Consider the following 18,831-nt stretch of genomic DNA (forward strand, 5'->3'; position numbering starts at 1 on the left):
ATCGCGATTTCGTTCCAGGAATTGTCGCAAAATAGTCTGGATGATTACCTGTGCGGCAGCGCAAAATTCAACCGTTCCGTATTCACCACGTGTTGATCAACGCGATCAATATCCACCGAGCTCTGCCCCTTTTCATTAACCGCTTTTATGTTCGCAAGCGACAGCAACGTCTCGTTTTTAGCCATAAATTTCCCGCGCACGTCTTTGCGCAAATCGAAGTTCATCTTCAGAGCCGGTCCCGTCGTTGACTCCTGCATCACGTTGATATTACGTAAGAAAATGTGCTGGGGTTTGTTATGCAGCTCAAGCGTTGCCCGCTGCATCTCAACGTTGGTGATGGCAACAAACGACGTAGCATTGCCGGAGGAAATCTGTATCCCGCGCAGCTTATAGGCAAGCTGTCGGTTATCCAGGCGAATATCGTTAAGTTTGAAGTTCTGCGGTATCGACAGATAATCGCCCTTGATCACGCCATAACCAATTAGCATTCCGGCGCTGTTGACCATATCGACATTATCAATAACGAAATTATCACAGCCATAAATAGCTACTGTCGCGTTATCAATTCCGGCCTTTTTACTGAAGTCAGGGGTAATATTGCTGGCCTTGATATTACGGATCACAAAGTGTTTACCGTTTTCGACATGCACCAGCTGCCGACAGTTGCTGCCGGTGATATTTGCCACCACGAAGTTTTTAACGGTCTGCTGTTCTGGATAATCATTGTCGTACGTACTGCCGGCCAGCCCGATGCCTATGCCCCAGTTGATCTTGCCGTTGGTGCAGTTGATGTTATCGATCACGTGGTCCGAGATCAGGATGTTACGGTCGTTAATCGCCACGTTCCACTCAATCGCGTCACCCTGCAAGTGGCTGAATTTACTGTTGGTAATGCGCGCACCGTCCACCTGATTGTGGAACCCCTGACGCAGGATCGCGTAGTTGGCCTGCGTCACGGTGATGTTATCGATGAGCAGGTTGCGCATCACTCGCCGCTTTTTACCGCCGATGTAGATCTGGGTGACGGGGCCGAAGCCGCTCATCGCCAGCCCTTTAATGACACAGTCGGAGCCACGCACGTCCAGCGTGATGTTATGCGTGCGCCCTTCTCCTTCCCCAATGACCTTGCAGCCTTCCTGGAGTACAAATCGTCCTCGGCCGTTGCCCTTCAGCGCACCGCGGATCAGCAGGGTTTTGCCATCAGGAATGAAAATGCCGGTATTGATGTTTTCACAGGTAAACCCGGCGGGAACAACAACGGTATCGCCCTCGGCAAATGCCTGCCTGAAGGCGGCGATCCAGTCGTTATTGTTGTAGCGATCGACAGAAACCGTCTTCCCGGTTGCCGCCCGCGCAGCGCGGGGCGACAGCAGCGGCATGGCAGCCAGGACGGATAAAGAAGAGACAAATCGGCGTCGGGTAATCTTTTTCAGCATACAACCTCAGCGTTACAGCGTTTGCAGCAGGCTCGCTAACTGGCGATTAATCACCTGCTGATTGAATTCTGCTTCAACTTTTTGCCGCGCATTTTGCAGCACAGGGATCAGCGTCTGCTGATCGATATCGCTGAACGCGGCCAGACGGTCCGCCAGCGCCAGCGCATTGTTTTCAGGGACCAGCCAGCCGGAATGCTCAGAGGTGATCAGCTCCGGGATGCCGCTGTGTAACGTCGAGACCACCGGAATGCCGACCGCCATCGCCTCCATCAGCGCCACGGGAATGCCTTCCATATCGCCGTCAGCGCCGGTTACGGAAGGCAGCAGGAACACATCCGCCTCGTCGAGCATGGCCTTCACTTCGTGGCTCGGCTTGAAGCCCGGCATCTCGACCACGTCTTCCAGCTGATACTGTTCGATCAGCGTGCGCAGGCGACGCTCCCACGGCCCGATCCCCAGGATGCGGTAGTGGAAATCGACGCCGCGAGCCTTCAGCTGGCGACAGGCCTCAATGGCCACGTGCAGCCCTTTCTTTTCGGTCAGGCGGGCCACGGAGATAATCTGCAGCGGCTTGCCCGGCACCTTGACCGGGCGCTGGGTGAAGCGCTCCATGTCCACGCCCATGCGCGAGACGGTAATTTTCTCGCTCGGGCACCCCATGGTTTTCAGGCGCCCGGCCCACAGGTCGCTTATCGGCAGCATCATGTCACCACGGCGAAACAGCTGCTGATATTCCGGCGTGTAGTGGTTCAGCACTTCACGGCTGGAGATATCGATACCGTGGAAAATGGTGGCGATTTTGCCGTCAATCACCCCCAGCTCACGCAGTTTTGCCGCCGTGACGCCAGCCGGGCCAAAGTGAGCGATAAAGACATCGGCCCGGTACGGCTGGGCCGTTTGCCCGCAAATGGCGGATAAGATCAGGTTGCGGGCCTCCGCCCCATAGCGCGACATATTCAGCGCCCGCCACGTCGAGGCGCGATGCAGGCCGCGCAGCGTCTGTCCGGCGCGATGGCGCAGTTTGTTCATCCGTCCGGCGGGTTCGTCCTGCAACCAGCGGGTTTTCGCCTCCAGCCCATACTGGCTATACGCCGCATGGGTGTTTTGCGTATCGCCCTTTTGCAGGGCGATAATCTCCACGTCATATCCCATATCGATAAACGCGGTGATTTGGTTCAGCACAAAGGTCTCAGACGACAGCGGGAATTTCAGCAAGAAGAAACCAACCTTCATTTCCCCTCCCGGACGCGATCGAGTACGGATTTCACCATCCCAATGCCTTTTTCGCGTTCGGCTTTCACCGCCACCGCCAGACGTTCGTTGATCGCAGGCAGCTGACCGAGCGTGTCGCCCACCATCGCACCCAGAGATCCGTCCAGCAGATGACGAATATCGACGGCCATTTCCGGCATACCGAGCTGCTGCATAATGCCCGCGGACTTGTGTTCGTAGTTAATGGCGATGGCTGGCGTGCCGAAGTTCATCGAGATAATAGCCGAGTGCAGACGCGTGCCCACGGTCAGGTCGCAGGCGGAGAGCAGCTTGCCCATCTCAAGGTCGTTCAGCTCGTCCATCACCACGTGATAGCGGGACGGATCGTTCACCAGGTTGCGCAGGTTGAGCGCCACCATGCGGTCATCCTTGTTATAGCTGTCGATACCGGTGCAGGTGGAGAGCGCCAGCACCTGGTAACCGCTGTCGAGCACGCGGTTTACCACGTCGGCAAAGGCTTTCTCGTACGCCGCCTGGGTGGTGCCGAGACGTTTATCGAACGGGGCGAGTTCGCGCAGGGTAATCGCGACGGTTTTCTGTTTCGCCGCCACGTCCAGCCAGTACCGGACCGCGTAGCTCGGCTGGAAGCTGTCGACCTGATGATCCACCAGCCAGGCGGTATCCACGCCGTGCTCCACTTTTGACGTGTCGATCTCGCTGCGCTTCATCATGTCGAGGCTGACCGATTCGCGCAGGATCAGCGCGTCGCAGTGGCCGAAGACATAGTTTGCCAGCTGGTTAAACTGCGGATCCTGGAACGGCCCGACGCTGTGGCCGATCATAAACAGCGGCTTTTTCGCCATAAAGGTGCAGAGCGCATGCTCAAACTGCGGCACGCCGTAGAGATCGACAAAGAACGAGCCGCCGACCTGAATAATGGCGTCATAGCCGGACAACAGACGCACGAAATCGGTAAAGCCCTGCGCGATGGCGATGTTGCGCAGCTTGCCGGTGTCGGTTACGCGAGAAAGCAGCACCTGATGCTGGTAGCGGCGACGCAGTACTTTCTTCACGCGCCCCATCACGCCCGCAGCGTTGTTGTGCTGTTTCATCTGGCTGTAGAGCGGGTCGCCCATCACCGGGCGGTTCAGTAACCAGGATGAGCTGACCGGATAACGGCTCATCACATCCACTTCTGTCTCAGGCTTAAGGGTGTTAATTGCATCCAATAAACCGCGCAGGATGGCGCTGTCGCCACGGTTGCCGCAGGTATGGTTGCCAAGAATAAGTAATTTCATAATGGCCTCGTAAAATTAGCCTGCGCGAAGCAGCGTTTTCATTTTTTCGTTACGGCAAAACTGGCGCTTTATCTCAACCACCAGCGCATTGCGTGACAGCACAATCATCACGCCGAATGCCAGCGCGCCTGCCGCGACCTGCACCGCAAGCAGCGCCGCCAGTGGCAGATGCCCGTTGAGCACCACGCCCAGGCCGTAGCTCACCGCCAGAGTCGGTAAGGAGAGATAAAACGGCAGCCACAGGCTGAGAATGTACTGACGGTAGCTGGAGCCCAGAACCGGTTTGATCATCACGAAGTAGCTCAGCACGGTATTGACGATCTGCACCAGCAGGAAGCCGAGCGTCACGCCAATGGCGCCCGCCATGTGCCCGCCCACAATAATTGCCGGAATAAACAGGAAGGTTTTAAACACGTTGAACTTGAAGCTGATATCCACGCGCGCCTTCGCCATCAGCAGAGAACCAATTGGATTCCCCACCGAGCGCAGCAGCCCCACAACGCACAGCAGTTGCAGGATCGGGATGATGCTGTTCCACTTCTCGCCAAACACCAGCGGTACGAAATTGCTGGCGACCACCATCAGCCCCAGCAGTACCGGGAAGTTGATGATCCCCACCACGGAGAGCAGCTTGTAAAAGTTCACACGCAGCTTCTCGGTATCGTCCTGAATTTTGGCGAACGCCGGGAACAGCACGCGGGTAATGATTGGGTTGAGCTTCATCGGCGGGACAACCGCGACGTTATACGCCAGGTTGTAGCCGCCCGCGACGCTCGCGCCCAGAATGCGCGCCAGCACCAGCGTAGAGAGGTTAGTATTCACATAGTTGATAATGCTGTCTGCCGTCAGCCACGCGCCGAAGCGCAGGTTGGATGAAACAGACGCCAGCGAAAAATGCAGTCCCGGGCGATAAATCTTGCGGCCAAAGAAGCCAAACAGCAGCGTGCGCACGGCAGAGTTAACGAGGTAGCCGAGAATAGCGGTCATCGCCAGCGGCCAGAAATGGGCGCTGACCACGGTGAAGGTAAAGCCCGCCAGCACGGCGCTGGTTTCAATCATGCCTATCTTATTGAACTCCAGCTCTTTCTGCATCAGCGCGCGGAACTGCTGCCCGTGCGGGATCACCACGAAAGCAAACGACAGGGTGCGCATCAGCGGCGCCAGGTCCGGGTTATGCAGCACGCCGGCAATCACATCGCTCAGCAGGAACACCAGCACAAAGACGAAGATACCCAGCCCGACGTTCAGCCAGTAGAGGGTGGTCAGCTCCAGATGGCTGATCTCTTTGCGCTGGATAATGGAGTTGGCGATACCAAAGTCCGACAGCGTATCGGCCAGGGCGATAATCACCAGCGAGACGGTCAGCAGACCAAACTGGTGGTTATCGATAATGCGTGCCAGCACCGTCATCTGCACCAGGCCGAGGCCAATGATGACGATGGTGGCCATGGCTGACCATTTTGCGCCGCTGATGGTTTTTTCTCGTAAGCTCATCTTAGTACGCCGCTTTGTTCACGAAGCCTTTGAAAATGGTCAGAAAAACAATCTTGATATCGAACCAGAGGCTCCACTCGCGGATGTACTCCAGATCGAACTCGATGCGTTTTTCCATTTTTTCCAGCGTGTCGGTCTCGCCGCGCCACCCGTTGATCTGCGCCCAGCCGGTGATGCCTGGCTTCACCTTATGGCGCAGCATGTAGCCTTCAATCAGGGTACGGTACTGCTCGTTATGGGCCACGGCGTGAGGACGAGGCCCGACGATGGACATCCCGCCGGTGAACACGTTGATGAACTGCGGCAGCTCATCGAGCGAGGTACGGCGCAGGAAGTTACCCACGCGGGTGACGCGCGGATCGTTCTGCGTCGCCTGGGTCACCACCTTGTCGTTCTCCATCACCTTCATGGAGCGGAATTTCCACACCATGATCGGCTTACCGTCCATGCCGTAGCGGGTCTGACGGAAGATGATCGGCCCCGGCGAGCTGAGCTTCACCGCCAGCGCAATGCAGCACAGCACCGGGGAGATCAGCAGCAGGATCAGCGACGAAAGCACGATGTCCTCCACGCGCTTCAGCACGCGGTTAATTCCCGACAGCGGCGTGTCGTACAACGGAACAACCGGTACCCCGTTCACCTCTTCAATACGGGAGTGGAGAATATTGAAGGTAAACACGTCAGGGATGAGGATCACCGAGCAGGTGGTATCGGCAAGCTCGCGCATCAGTGTCTTGATGCGGGATTCATCTTTCATCTGCATGGCGATGTAGACGTTGTGAATTTTGCCGGCTTTCGCGTCTTCTATCAGCTGTTCGTAGCTGCCCGCCCAGTCAGATGGTACGCCGCCGGGCTTCGCGTCGTGATAAACCCCCACCACTTCAAAACCTAACCACGGCTCTTTGCGGAAGCTGTCGAGCAACACCTGTCCCACCGGCAGGTCGCCCGCCACGGCAACAAAGCGACGGTTATACCCACGGTTGCGCAGCCAGCCCGCGCCAAAGCGGATCAGCGAGCGGCAGACCACCATGCCAACGCTGGTTAACAGATACCAGCAGAGATAGGTCACAAGCCGATTATCAAAATCATGGCTGAACGCCACCAGGCCTGCGCTGAAAATCAGGCTTAAGGTCCAGTTCTGGAGCAGCAGCATCAGTTCGGTGGTCATTTTGACGCCACGCCATGAACGATAGAAATCGGTCATGCCGCCGATCATCTGAAACACCACCAGCGCAATCAACGCCATCAGCAAGTGCATGTATAAGAACGACTGCCCGCTGACCCAACACACCGCCCACAGTCCGCCGACCATGATGGTGATATCAGAAAAACGCTGCACCATAGAGATTAACGATGCATTCGTTCTCGCTCGCTCGCGCTTTTTTAGATTTGTCATCGTTGTTCCTTTAGTTCTAAACCTTTCCCCTCGCCCCTCACCCCGGCCCTCTCCCCAAAGGGGAGAGGGTTAGGGTGAGGGGTAAGGTTTTCTTTTTACTGATTCAACAGCGCCAGAATGTCCTTCGTTCGGGCTTCCATCAGCGCGGTATCGGCGCGGGACTCAACGTTCAGGCGCACCACCGGCTCAGTGTTGGAAGAGCGCAGGTTGAAGCGCCACTGCGGGAACGCCATGCTGATACCGTCGGTACGGTCAATCTCCAGCGCATGAATGGCAAAGTGCTGTTCGACGCGGGCGATGGCCTCGGCTGGCTGTGCCAGTTTGCTGTTGATCTCCCCGCTCGCCGGGAACGCCGCCATGCGGTCGCGCACCAGTTCGCCCAGGCTCTGTCCTTTCAGGCACAGCAGCTCGGTTACCAGCAGCCACGGGATCATCCCGCTGTCGCAGTAGGCAAAATCACGGAAATAGTGGTGGGCGCTCATCTCGCCGCCGTAGATGGCGTCTTCCTCGCGCATACGCTCTTTGATAAACGCGTGGCCGGTTTTAGACATCACCGGCTCGCCGCCCGCGGCCTTCACCACGTCGACGGTGTTCCAGGAGAGGCGCGGATCATGAATGATCTTCGCCCCCGGGTTTTTCTCAAGGAACGCTTCCGCCAGCAGGCCAACGATGTAGTAGCCTTCGATAAACTGCCCTTTCTCGTCGAACAGGAAGCAGCGGTCGAAATCGCCGTCAAAGGCGATACCCATATCGGCGCCGTGCTCAATCACCGCGTTGCGGGTGTCGTCGCGGCACTCCGGCAGCAGCGGGTTAGGAATACCGTTCGGGAAGTTTCCGTCAGGCGTGTTGTGCACTTTGACGAAGGTCACCGGCACGTTCAGCGCCTTAAAGCGGGCTTCAAGTGCATCGACAACCGGGCCTGCCGCGCCGTTGCCGGAGTTAATCACCAGCTTCAGCGGTTTGAGGTTCGCCACGTTGATGTAGCCCAGCAGGTGGTCGATGTACTCTTTTTGCAGGTTGATCTGCTTATAGCTGCCGCGCTTCGCTTCGTTCACCGGCGGGAAGTCGTTGGCCTCGGCCAGACGCTGCACGTCGCGCAGACCGGTGTCGCCGCTGATAGGACGCGCGCCCTTGCGCACCAGCTTCATGCCGTTGTAGTCCATCGGGTTATGGCTGGCCGTCACTTCGATACCGCCGTCCACGCCGAGGTGGAAGGTGGCAAAATAGATCTCTTCGGTACCGGAAAGGCCAATGTCCAGCACGTCGACGCCCGCGTCCTGTAGCCCTTTCGCCAGCGCCAGCTTCAGGGATTCGCTGGTGAGACGCACGTCGCCGCCCAGCACGATAGTTTGTGGTTTCAGGTATTCGCCGTACGCGCGGCCGATGCGCCACGCAATGTCTTCGTTCAGCTCTTCGCCCAGCTTGCCGCGAATATCGTAGGCTTTAAAACAGGTTAATTTTTCCATGATGACCCCTTTTTCAGGCAACAGTTGGCCCGCCCGTTAACAGGCTTAATTGTTTTTTATTCATTCGTAGGCCGGATAAGCGAAGCGCCATCCGGCGTTAAGACGGCGCTACACCCGCCCGTAGCGGTCCTGGAAGCGCACGATATCGTCCTCTTCCAGATACGAACCGGAACGCACCTCAATTAAGTCGAGTGGAATTTTCCCCGGGTTTTCCAGACAGTGCGTGGCACCCAGCGGAATATAAATGGATTCGTTTTCACCCAGCAGCTTCACTTCACCGTTGATGGTCACTTTGGCGGTTCCCGCCACCACTACCCAGTGTTCGGCGCGGTGATGGTGCATCTGCACCGACAGCCCTTCACCCGGCTTCACGGTGATGCGTTTCACCTGGTAACGCTCGCCGGCGTCAATGGAGTCATATTTGCCCCACGGGCGGTAGACTTCGCGGTGAATATGGTGTTCGTGGCGGCCATCGGCCTTGATCTTCTCCACCACTTTTTTAACGTCCTGCACGGCATTACGGTCGGCAATCAGCACCGCGTCTTTGGTCTGCACGACCACCAGATCTTTCACCCCTACCGTGGTGACAAGGCCAGATTCGGCGTAGACGTAGCTGTTTTCCGTTTTGTGGCTGATCACATCACCGTGATGGACGTTACCCTCCGGGGTATGGGCGCTAATCTCCCACAGTGACGACCAGGAGCCAACGTCGCTCCAGCCCGCATCCATCGGCACCACTACCGCATCTGCCGTACGTTCCATCACCGCATAGTCAATGGATTCTTCCGGACAGGCGAGGAAGGCTTCTTCGTCCACGCGGATAAAATCAAGATCCGGATCCACCACCGCCATCGCTTTTTCGCAGGCATTTAAGATATCCGGGCGATATTTTTCCAGCTCTTCCAGGTAGCGACCGGCGCGGAACAGGAACATACCGCTGTTCCAGTAGTATTCACCGCTGGCCACGTAGGCCTGGGCGGTTTCCAGATTCGGTTTTTCGACAAACTGCGCCACGTCAAAGGCCACGCTGTCGCCTTCACCAGGCGTAACGCTGCCGCGGCGAATGTAGCCATAGCCGGTTTCCGGGAGATCCGGCACGATGCCGAAGGTCACCAGCTTGCCGTTCTCAGCGTAAGGAATCGCCGCGCGAACCGCGTCGCGGAAGGCGTCTTCCTGCTGAATAACGTGGTCAGCCGCCAGCACCAGCATCAGCGGGTCGCAGTCCGGGCTGCTGCGTTTTGCCGCCAGCGCCGCAAGAGCAATAGCAGGCGCGGTGTTGCGTCCGGCAGGCTCCAGAATGATATTTTCGGTCAGTTTATTCAGCTGGCGCAGCTGCTCGGCAACGATAAAGCGGTGCTGCTCGTTACAGATCACCACCGGGCTTTCACACTCCACGCCGTGCAGACGGTTAACCGTCGTTTGCAGCATGGTGAGGTCGCCCTTCAGGCACAGAAATTGTTTTGGATAAAGCACGCGGGACAGTGGCCACAACCGGCTCCCGGATCCACCCGCCATTACGACCGGATACAAAGTGGTTTGACTCATGATTTATCCCCGTATATCTGCAATAAATTGGCTCAGCACGTTCTCTTTCTCGAGCGTGCGTTCGGCATATTCACGTGCCACCGTGTTCTCTTTTGGCATGGCGAGTGCCTGCTCAATTCCGGTCACCAGCGCAGGAACCGATTCTGGCTCTACGCAAACGGCAATGCCCGGGTAGCTGTTGCACAGCTGGCCTAATTCTGTTGCGGCTTCTGCCGTAATCACCGCATTTCCGCCCACTGCCAGAATGTTGGTCAGCTTGGACGGCAGCACCGCATCCGCCGCGCCGCGTTTTTGCACCACCAGATGGCAATCTGCCATTTTCAGCAGCGCGGGCAGCGCGTCATAAGACTGAAGCGGGAAGAAGCGGATGTTGGTCAGTCCGCGCTCGCTGGCCATTTTTTCCAGCCGCGCTTTACCCCCGCCCTGCCCGACTATCACGAACATCCACGGGTGTTCGCTCAGCTGAAGCGCGGCGTCAATCACGCTCTCCAGCCCCTGTTTTTCACCGATGTTGCCTGAGTAAAGAATGATTTTTTGATCTTCAGGCAAACCGAGCTGCGCGCGTAACGCCTGCGCATCCTGGTCTGTCACATCGCGGAAACGCGCCACTTCGGACCAGTTCGGAAAGAAGATCACCTTCTCCGCCGGGACACCCTTCTCCTGCGCCTTGTTCATCATCGAGCGCGAGATGGTCGAGACGTAATCCACGTTGTGCAGGCCGCTGCGCTCAAAGGCGCTGGCGAGCTTCGCCACCTTGCAGCCCTTGCCTTTCCCGGCCATCCCCAGTCCGAGCATGGCGTCCACTTCATAATCCTGAATGTGCAGCAGGGTGCGCGCGCCGGAGAGTTTTCCCAGCAGGCGCATGCCTGGCGTGCAGAACAGCGTCGGCACCACGCCGATGATGCGATCCGGCTTCCAGCGACGCTGCGCCATCAGCGGGAAAAAACTGCTCAGGGCAAAGCTGCCCAGATGAATTAAACGTTTCAGCGTCGAGGGCTGTTTCGGCACGTAGAGCGGGCAGCGCCAGACGGTCGCAGCCCCCTCTTCACGGCGGTAGCGCCAGCTGGAATAGCGTTCGCCTACCTTCCACTCCGGGTAATACGGCGGGGCGGTAATCACCCGCACGTCATGTCCCTGGCTCGCCATCCACTCGACCATCTCGCCGGTGTATTTCCCGATACCGGTAAGCTCCGGCGAGTAGTTAATTCCGTAGACGAGGATTTTCATAGGCCTGGCACCTCGGCCTGACGTTCCGCAAGGAAGTACGCCCGACTGTTGTCATGGACGTTGTCGCTTGCCAGCAGCGCCTCTGGCGTTAACCAGCGGTAATCGTCATGCTGAGAATCAGGCAGACGCAGGTCTGCCTCACTCACCTTCAGGCGGAACCCCAGCACGACATAGTGCGTGGTGAACCCGGTGCCCGAAAAGTTATCGTCATAGAAGTGCTGCCAGACCCCGTAAAACTGGCCCGCTGCCATCGGCAGTTGCAGGCCCAGTTCCGCCAGAGTGAGACGCTCAAACGCATCGCTTAGCGTCTCATCCTTCTGCACGCGCCCGCCGGGCACGAACCAGAAGCCCTGTGCAGGACGATTGGTTCGTTTCCCCAGCAAGAACTCGCCGCGTTCGTTCTCCACGATCAAATCAATTGAGATGAGCGGAGTGGAACGCACCACCGTGGCAAAATCTTCCTGACTTAAAAACATCATTACCCCCGGAAGCGGTGCTGGTTTTCCAGGAACCACTGGTAGGTGCTGGCCAGCCCCTGCTCCAGTGAGACCTCGTGATACCAGCCCAGCTGATGCAGACGGGTCACGTCCAGCAGCTTGCGCGGCGTGCCGTCCGGTTTGGTGGCATCAAACACCACGCGTCCTTTGTAGCCCACCACCTGCGCGATGGTCTGCGCCAGCTCGCGAATGGTGCAGTCCACGCCGGTCCCGACGTTAATGTGCGACAGCATCGGCTCGGTGTTTTCCTGCCACACCTCGCGATCCAGCTCCATGACGTGAATGCTGGCAGCCGCCATATCGTCCACGTGCAGGAACTCGCGCATTGGCGTACCGCTGCCCCACACCACCACGTCCGGGGCGTTTTCGGCAGTCGCCTCGTGGAAACGACGCAGCAGCGCCGGGATCACGTGCGAATTACTCGGGTGGAAGTTGTCGTGCGGTCCGTAGAGGTTGGTCGGCATCACCGAGCGATAGTCGCGGTTATACTGACGGTTGTACGATTCACACAGCTTGATCCCGGCAATTTTGGCAATCGCGTACGGCTCGTTGGTGGCTTCCAGCGTGCCCTGCAACAGTTCGCTCTCGGCGATCGGCTGTTTCGCCATTTTTGGGTAGATACAGGATGAACCGAGGAACAGCAGCTTGTTCACGTTGTGCAGATGCGCCGCGTGAATGATGTTGCTCTCAATCATCATGTTCTCGTAAATGAAATCCGCCGGGTAGGTGTTGTTAGCGACAATGCCGCCCACCTTCGCCGCCGCCAGATACACCTGGTCGATACGTTCGCTGGCGAAGAAGTCCTGCACCGCTTTGCTGTCAAGCAGGTTCAGCTCGTCACGCGTGCGAACAATCACCTCAACGTCGCCGCGCTGTTCAAGCTGGCGGACAATCGCGGAACCCACCATTCCGCGATGACCGGCGACAAAAATACGTTGTTTTGTCATTCTCAGGACTCCAGCGCGATGGCAACCTCGTAGCCATGGGACTTGAGCAGGGAGTGTTTTTTCGCTGCTTCAAGATCTTTGGCCACCATCTCGGATACCATTTCTTGCAGGGTGGTTTCTGGTTTCCAGCCCAGCTTCTCGTGCGCTTTGGTTGGGTCGCCCAGCAGGGTTTCCACTTCAGCAGGACGGAAGTAACGCGGATCCACCTGAACAATCACGTCGCCTGGCTTCACGCCCGGTGCGTCGTGGCCGGTCACGGAAACAACGATACCCTTCTCTTCCACGCCGGTGCCTTCGAAGCGCAGCTTGATGCCCAGCTGTGCCGCAGCCATCTCAACGAACTGACGTACGGAGTACTGCACGCCGGTCGCGATCACGAAGTCTTCTGGCTGTTCCTGCTGCAGCATCATCCACTGCATTTTCACGTAGTCTTTCGCATGGCCCCAGTCACGCAGGGAGTCCATGTTGCCGAGGTGCAGGCAAGACTCCAGACCCTGAGCGATGTTAGCGATAGCGCGGGTAATTTTACGGGTCACGAAGGTTTCGCCACGACGTGGGGATTCGTGGTTGAACAGAATGCCGTTACAGGCGTACATGCCGTAGGATTCACGGTAGTTCACAGTGATCCAGTAAGCGTACAGTTTCGCTACCGCGTACGGAGAACGTGGGTAGAACGGCGTGGTCTCTTTCTGTGGAATTTCCTGCACCAGGCCGTACAGCTCAGAGGTAGATGCCTGATAGAAACGGGTTTTCTTCTCAAGACCCAGGAAGCGAATCGCTTCCAGCAGACGCAGCGTACCCATGGCGTCCACGTCAGCGGTGTATTCCGGGGATTCGAAGGAAACCGCAACGTGGCTCATCGCGCCCAGGTTGTAGACTTCATCCGGCTGTACTTCCTGCAGGATGCGGGTCAGGTTGGAGGTATCGGTCAGGTCGCCGTAGTGCAGGTGGAATTTCGGGTTCGCCGCGTGAGGATCCTGATAAATATGATCGACACGTTCGGTGTTAAATGAAGACGCACGACGTTTAATACCGTGTACTTCATACCCTTTTTCCAGCAGTAACTCTGCCAGGTAAGAACCATCCTGCCCGGTAACGCCGGTGATGAGAGCGACTTTAGACATGTTTATATTCCTCTACTTATGAATTTAATCAGTTTCAACGCGTTCGCGTATCACCACTGCGGGGTTGCCACGGCAAATTTTATTTGCCGGAAGCGATTTAAAAACGCTGCTGCGGGCACCGACTACCGTGCCATCGCCAACAGAAACACCGGGTGCAACAAAGACGTCTGTTGCCAGCCAGCATTTTTCACCGATCACAACAGGCGAAGCGGTAATATCAAAATGCGGGCTCATAAAATCGTGACTGCCGGTGCACAAATAACACTTCTGTGAAACCACCGAATTTGCGCCAATCGTAATCTCGCCAAGGTTATATAACACCGCGTCATCCCCTACCCAGGCGTAATCCCCAAGCGTTAATTTCCAGGGATAAGTAATTTTCACCGAAGGACGAATGACTACGTTTTTTCCTATTTTTGCGCCAAACAGACGCAGTAAAAATGCGCGCCAGCGGTACAGTATTTGCGGCGACCAGGCAAATAACGTTGCCTGTACAGCCCACCACAGTTGAACTTTAATACCGCTCCCGCCCCGAAAACCTTTCGGCACGGAGAATCCATTTAATTCCTGCATTACGTTTCCTTATATCTCAGGCTTTGTTATATAAGGCTTTCGCTTTACCCGTCGTTTTCAGACGTAAGAAATAAGATAATTCCGCCCAGAACCCCGGTACGCGTAATATTTTACGCTGCACGTTTTTGGCATCCTGGCACAATTCCAGATTATTCGAGGTTGACACGCCGCCCATTGAAAATTCGGATACCAGTCCTTTAATTCGACGGAACGGGTAGCCAGATTTGTACAGGCTGGCGGCCAGGGCATAATCTGATGACACTTTATATTGCAAATCGTAAGGCTGCTTTTTCAGGCCGCTCATCGGAAAGAAAATAGCCTGATGGCTTGCCGGCAAGCTGTGGTAGATATACCAGCCTGGTTTCGCGCCGCGCAGGACTTTTTTCCCCTCGCCGAAATCAAGCAGCGCATCACCGATAAACATGGCATCTTCTTTCTGGCGCGCCAGCTTGCGTGCAAACAGCGCCACATCTTCATGGAACACGTCGCCGGAATTGAGGAAGATGGCGTAGCGCCCCTGCGCCATGTTGATGCCTTTATTCATGGCATCGTAAATGCCTTTATCTTTCTCGCTGATGTAACGTAAGTTGAACTCACCGTTAAGTTTTTCCAGGAACTCCGCCGTGCCGTCGTTCGAGCCGCCATCGACCACAATCCACTCAAAGGTGAGGCTCGGATCGCGCGCCAGGTTGCGCAGCGAGCGCCAGGTTTTTACCACCCCTTCGTGGTTACGAAAGGCGACAGTAATGACGCTAAGAAACATAAATCACCTCATTTCGTCATACGCTCGTAATATTCAGCGCTTTGCGCAAAATAAACGGACATACAATTAAGAATGCATATTCCGGGCTAAATATTGATCCGGTAAAAAACAACGACACCGGTGTGAACAGATAAAGTTGCACGCGAAAGTTCTGGTTATCACCAAACGCGTTAATCATCATTTTGAAAACTTTAAACAGATACCACAGTGTCAACAGTACGGCGAACCAGGAAAAATAGATAATTAACAGATACAGACCATTGTCTATGGTTTTACCGACATCCGCACCGTTAAAGATTCCGAATGATGCAACATATTCGTAAAGTGAGCCGAATCTTACTACGCCATCAATATGGGTTAAGGAATAACCCACCATCACCAGTGGACCAATGATGCGATAGTAGGACGACGAACCTTCCGTTCCCAAATCACCCAGACGTTCAGAAATGTACGGGAAGGCGAATATTACGCCCACTAAAAATACCGTCAGAGAAATGATCGCCAGCGGCAGTTTTTTCTTAATCGCCTCTTTGTTCAGGTACTGGAACGCCCACTCCAGCAGGTAAAACAGAATAAACGTCATTACCCCTGAGAACGACCCTGACAGAACGATTCCTGCAAGAATCATAGCATCGGTCTTGGGGGTTTTGATACCGAACTGTTTGATGCTGAGCCAAATTGAGATTAATGCCAGAGCAAAAAACGCCGGTTCAAAATAGAGCGCAGTGGTACGCTTGCCACCAAACTTAATGAAGTTCAGTACATAGCTGTTACTGTATATAAGATATTTCGAAATTATTTCCATCAGGCTACTGCCGCCTGTGAGAATAATTTGCGCCATCTCCAATGCCGCAAGCATAACAATCAGCCCGACGACAATATAAAAGAACCTGAGGATTTTCCTATAATTGTGCGGAGAGATAGTTTTAAAACGAATACTCCACACCATGCCAATAATGATAACGATATAAACAAACAGCATGGTGGAGGTGACATATTTGCTGGCGTCCAGCGACTGACCAAAGATGTAGTTAAACGCCGTCAGACCAAACCCGATCCCCAGCGCAATCATCAGCTTTTTGAGGTTAAGCTTATCAACGTATAGCAACAGCAGAACCGGCAGGAAGGTGACGATGGTGATTGGGAAGCTTTCACCGAGCTGGGCAATCTTGACGTTGACCAGCAGGTAGATCAGCGGCAGCAGCAGATAACTACAGATTCTGATAGAACGAGACATACTCCTCCAGCATCTGTTGTCCACTGTACGCTTTGCGGCTGCGGTTGCGGAACGATTCCAGGTCCGTGCCAAAAACAGCCTGCGCGATATCGGCCTTCGACAGCTGCACCAGCGGCAGCACCTCGTTCTCACTGAAGGTTTTACCGCCCGATTTCTCCAGCACTTCGCGCGCCGCGTCGCTGTGGGTGGCAATGACCGGCACGCCAATGGACAGCGCTTCGCACAGGATCAGCGGGTAGTTGTCCACGCGGGAGCTGAACACCAGCGCGTCCATACCGTTGAGCGCGCTCATCAGTTTGCGCTTGTCGGTTTCAAACCCGTGATTCACCACGTTAGCGCCTTCGAACGGCGAGAATTTGCCGAAGGTATGCAGCTCAATTTTGTCGCCGAGCGCCATCATGTCGCGCACCAGCTGTTGGTTGGTTTTGCCGTCGTAGCGCAGGTCATGGGCGACGACCGCAATTTTCGGCTTGCCGGTGGTAATGGCTACGGGCGTCAGTTCGGCCAGGATCTCTTCCGTCGCCACATCAATACCGTTGTTGATAATCTGGCAGCGCCCTGCTCCGTACAGGCTATTAAAAGCATCTGCCACGTGCTGGCTTGGAGAGATAAAGGTGCAGCCGAGCGAGAGCATGTCGCGGAACAGCTGACGCTTGCCCTCAACCAGCTGATGCGCGCGATCGACCTTCACCGGCGGATAGTTGCTGAGCGTAGGGCATTTCTGGCAGTTATCTTTCCAGCCTTCGCAGCCGTCGGTAAAGGCGCAGCGTCCGGTCACGCTCCAGTGGTCGTGTAGCGTCCAGACGAAACGGGTGTCCGGCTTGTGCGCCTTCACTTTGCCACAAAACGCTACCACCTCTTCCAGATTCAGCCAGTAGCTGTGTAGCACGTGGAAGTGCAGCACAACCGGCCCGCGGGTGCGGGTGACGGTGCGGTAGAGATTATTCAGGTTGCCGAACAGGTCGCGGTTAAACAGGCGGAACAGCGCAATATTGGCGATGGAGGTCAGACGTGGCGTCTGCTTCAACACCTGCGGATAGTTATCATGGCTGACGCTTTTCTTGCCGCCCTTGCCGTAACCGTAAACAAAGCGCGACTGTAATCCTTTTTGCAGCGCGCGCTGGTGCAGATCCAGCGCTACGCCTGCCGCCCCGCCCTCTGCGAGGCGTACGTTAAATTGCAGAATGTTCATTTAATCACCTTCACGCGGGCTTTCTCGCCCACCACCAGCGCATTGTCCGGAATGCTGTCCAGCACCACGCTGCCTGCGCCAACCGTCACGTTATTGCCCACGGTAATCTCCCCGATCATCACCACGTTGGCGCCCAGCTCGACGTTATTGCCAATCACCGGGCAGGCCAGGCTGTCTGGCCCACGGTTGCCGATTGTCACCCCGTGGCGAATGGTGAAATCATCACCCGCGACGACGAACTTGTTGATGACGACCGCATAGCCGTGATGAATGGTAAAGCGGCGGCCAATGGTGGCAGCGGCCTGAATTTCATAGCCAAAAAAGCATTCGGTGATGATGCGGTACAGCACCAGCACCGGCGCGGCCCAGATATTGTTCAGCACATTTTTTTTGCGCCACACCGAGCAAAAGTGCGCAATACGGTAGGCCAGAACCATGCAGCACGGGCGCAGGCTCCAGCTGTTAGCGCGGCAATCTTCCAGAAACATTATTTCCCCCGAAGCCCGTCAGCCAGACGCTTGCCGTTACGCACCGACAGCAGCGTCAGCAGCGTGCGCCAGTTCATGCGCTTGTTACGGATCTGATAGAGGGTAAAGAGCTGATACTTCCGACTGGCACGGTCAAACTTGTCCTTGTGCTTGCGGTAAAAATGGAAGTAGCCCGAGAATTTTTTCGGTGACGAGGTGATCTGCATCTCCCCGTGGTTGATGTGCAGGATCTGCGTGGCCTCTTCCACCTTCCACGGCTCGCCGTACTCCACCACCATCCGCAGGAAAATGTCGTAATCCTGTGCGGCCTTCAGCTCGGTATCGAACAGACACTCCTTAAAGCGCCAGGCCCAGGTAAATACCTGATTGCCAATGATGTTGCGCTTGTAGAACAGGCGGCGGGAATACGGTGATTTCGGATACAGCGGCAGGCTGGCCGGCTGCGAATAGACCTCGCCCTGACAGACATAGTCGTTGGCATACAGAAACGCGTGGGTCACCAGCTGCGCTTTGTGCGACAGGAAGATCGACAGACGGTTTGGCGTCCATTCGTCATCATCGTCGATACCGGTCAGATACTGCCCTTTCGCCTGCATAATCGCCTGATTGCGCACCGCGCACGCCCCGGAGTTGATGGCGTTGTGCGTGTACACCACGCGCGGGTCGTTCAGGTCTTCGACAAACTTTTGCAGCTGTTCGTAAGAGGAGGAACAGTCATCCACGATAATCAGTTCCCAGTTATCGTAATCCTGACGCAGGACCGATTTAATCGCGCGGATCGCCAGCTGCTGACGATTCCATGTCGGCATATAGATAGAAATCAAAGGGCGTTGTGTGCTCATGTATTCCTCCTGCCCCTCACCCCGACCCTCTCCCCGGAGGGGAGAGGGTGAAAGACCGCACCAGGCAGTCCCCTCTCCCCTCAGGGGAGAGGGT

The 18,831-nt window shown here is 56.0% G+C and carries 17 protein-coding genes; all 17 read right to left on the bottom strand.

Features of this window, described 5'->3' with window-relative positions; all coding sequences use genetic code 11:
* Window positions 1–44 precede the first annotated feature (44 nt).
* Complete coding sequence (gene wcaM, locus CKK19_RS04495) at window positions 45–1,436, bottom strand: colanic acid biosynthesis protein WcaM (protein WP_225455035.1); 1,392 nt, start codon at window positions 1,434–1,436, stop codon at window positions 45–47.
* A gap of 12 nt (window positions 1,437–1,448) precedes the next feature.
* Window positions 1,449–2,669, bottom strand: a complete 1,221-nt coding sequence (gene wcaL / locus CKK19_RS04500; RefSeq protein ID WP_063853295.1) for a colanic acid biosynthesis glycosyltransferase WcaL — start codon at window positions 2,667–2,669, stop codon at window positions 1,449–1,451.
* Window positions 2,666–3,946 (bottom strand): colanic acid biosynthesis pyruvyl transferase WcaK, encoded by a 1,281-nt coding sequence (wcaK, locus tag CKK19_RS04505; protein WP_225455036.1) that lies wholly within the window; start codon window positions 3,944–3,946, stop codon window positions 2,666–2,668. Before wcaK ends, wcaL begins: the two co-directional genes overlap by 4 nt.
* 15 nt (window positions 3,947–3,961) lie before the next feature.
* Window positions 3,962–5,440, bottom strand: a complete 1,479-nt coding sequence (gene wzxC / locus CKK19_RS04510) for a colanic acid undecaprenyl disphosphate flippase WzxC (protein ID WP_022648629.1) — start codon at window positions 5,438–5,440, stop codon at window positions 3,962–3,964.
* A 1-nt stretch (window position 5,441) separates the two neighbouring features.
* Complete coding sequence (wcaJ, locus tag CKK19_RS04515; RefSeq protein WP_038416372.1) at window positions 5,442–6,836, bottom strand: undecaprenyl-phosphate glucose phosphotransferase; 1,395 nt, start codon at window positions 6,834–6,836, stop codon at window positions 5,442–5,444.
* A gap of 95 nt (window positions 6,837–6,931) precedes the next feature.
* Window positions 6,932–8,302 (bottom strand): colanic acid biosynthesis phosphomannomutase CpsG, encoded by a 1,371-nt coding sequence (cpsG, locus tag CKK19_RS04520; RefSeq protein WP_022648631.1) that lies wholly within the window; start codon window positions 8,300–8,302, stop codon window positions 6,932–6,934.
* Between the two features lie 108 nt (window positions 8,303–8,410).
* Window positions 8,411–9,847 carry a mannose-1-phosphate guanyltransferase gene (cpsB, locus tag CKK19_RS04525; RefSeq protein ID WP_023300545.1) on the bottom strand — a complete coding sequence of 479 codons (1,437 nt, stop codon included), beginning with the start codon at window positions 9,845–9,847 and terminating at the stop codon, window positions 8,411–8,413.
* Between the two features lie 3 nt (window positions 9,848–9,850).
* On the bottom strand, window positions 9,851–11,074 hold the full coding sequence (wcaI, locus tag CKK19_RS04530) for a colanic acid biosynthesis fucosyltransferase WcaI (RefSeq protein WP_225455037.1): 1,224 nt from the start codon (window positions 11,072–11,074) through the stop codon (window positions 9,851–9,853).
* Window positions 11,071–11,550, bottom strand: a complete 480-nt coding sequence (locus CKK19_RS04535; protein WP_072201098.1) for a GDP-mannose mannosyl hydrolase — start codon at window positions 11,548–11,550, stop codon at window positions 11,071–11,073. The genes wcaI and CKK19_RS04535 overlap by 4 nt, the downstream gene beginning before the upstream one ends.
* A 2-nt stretch (window positions 11,551–11,552) precedes the next feature.
* Window positions 11,553–12,518, bottom strand: a complete 966-nt coding sequence (gene fcl, locus CKK19_RS04540; protein WP_015572377.1) for a GDP-L-fucose synthase — start codon at window positions 12,516–12,518, stop codon at window positions 11,553–11,555.
* Between the two features lie 2 nt (window positions 12,519–12,520).
* Window positions 12,521–13,642: a GDP-mannose 4,6-dehydratase gene (gene gmd / locus CKK19_RS04545; protein ID WP_003863514.1), complete on the bottom strand. Its 1,122-nt coding sequence runs from the start codon at window positions 13,640–13,642 to the stop codon at window positions 12,521–12,523.
* A gap of 24 nt (window positions 13,643–13,666) precedes the next feature.
* Window positions 13,667–14,215 carry a colanic acid biosynthesis acetyltransferase WcaF gene (gene wcaF, locus CKK19_RS04550; protein ID WP_063853297.1) on the bottom strand — a complete coding sequence of 183 codons (549 nt, stop codon included), beginning with the start codon at window positions 14,213–14,215 and terminating at the stop codon, window positions 13,667–13,669.
* Between the two features lie 16 nt (window positions 14,216–14,231).
* Window positions 14,232–14,978 (bottom strand): colanic acid biosynthesis glycosyltransferase WcaE, encoded by a 747-nt coding sequence (wcaE, locus tag CKK19_RS04555; RefSeq protein WP_063853298.1) that lies wholly within the window; start codon window positions 14,976–14,978, stop codon window positions 14,232–14,234.
* Between the two features lie 16 nt (window positions 14,979–14,994).
* A complete protein-coding gene (gene wcaD, locus CKK19_RS04560) occupies window positions 14,995–16,215 on the bottom strand; it encodes a colanic acid polymerase WcaD (RefSeq protein ID WP_022648637.1) in 1,221 nt (406 codons plus the stop codon).
* Window positions 16,190–17,407: a colanic acid biosynthesis glycosyltransferase WcaC gene (wcaC, locus tag CKK19_RS04565; RefSeq protein WP_023300547.1), complete on the bottom strand. Its 1,218-nt coding sequence runs from the start codon at window positions 17,405–17,407 to the stop codon at window positions 16,190–16,192. The genes wcaD and wcaC overlap by 26 nt, the downstream gene beginning before the upstream one ends.
* On the bottom strand, window positions 17,404–17,895 hold the full coding sequence (gene wcaB, locus CKK19_RS04570; protein WP_023300548.1) for a colanic acid biosynthesis acetyltransferase WcaB: 492 nt from the start codon (window positions 17,893–17,895) through the stop codon (window positions 17,404–17,406). The genes wcaC and wcaB overlap by 4 nt, the downstream gene beginning before the upstream one ends.
* On the bottom strand, window positions 17,895–18,737 hold the full coding sequence (gene wcaA / locus CKK19_RS04575; RefSeq protein WP_006811246.1) for a colanic acid biosynthesis glycosyltransferase WcaA: 843 nt from the start codon (window positions 18,735–18,737) through the stop codon (window positions 17,895–17,897). Before wcaA ends, wcaB begins: the two co-directional genes overlap by 1 nt.
* Between the last annotated feature and the right edge of the window lie 94 nt (window positions 18,738–18,831).

Source organism: Enterobacter sp. CCUG 70166 (assembly GCF_020224095.1).
Lineage (GTDB): Bacteria > Pseudomonadota > Gammaproteobacteria > Enterobacterales > Enterobacteriaceae > Enterobacter > Enterobacter intestinihominis.